The sequence below is a fragment of the Rhodococcus sp. PAE-6 genome, from assembly GCF_025290685.1.
GTDB lineage: Bacteria > Actinomycetota > Actinomycetes > Mycobacteriales > Mycobacteriaceae > Rhodococcus > Rhodococcus pyridinivorans.
Genome location: NZ_JAOCLZ010000156.1, coordinates 1 through 256, shown reverse-complemented (window position 1 = coordinate 256; position 256 = coordinate 1). Strand labels below are relative to the sequence as shown.

Annotated in this window: 1 pseudogene; it reads right to left on the bottom strand. The window is 70.3% G+C overall.

What is annotated here, in order from left to right:
* A pseudogene (locus NVV99_RS26620) lies at positions 1 to 148 on the bottom strand (CPBP family intramembrane glutamate endopeptidase); the annotation flags it as partial.
* Between the last annotated feature and the right edge of the window lie 108 nt (positions 149 to 256).

Sequence of the window (256 nt, the reverse complement as noted above, 5' to 3'; positions counted from 1 at the left end):
GCGACAGGAGCGACGAGCTCCCGCTCAGGCCGAAGGTGACGCGCACGACGATGGTGATCTCGATCCACAGCGCGCGGCGCTCGGTGGGGTCGAGGGGCGGCGCGGGATTGCGGGATGCGGGCCGCAGCCAGTCGCGAAGGGTCGTCACCGGAGCGATGGTGCCGGACCCTGCGTGGCCGGTCCTCTCGCCGCGGTGAGGCACCCCACCGGTTCGCGGTGATGTGTCCAAGTTGACAGCGGTCCATGTGACCCATCA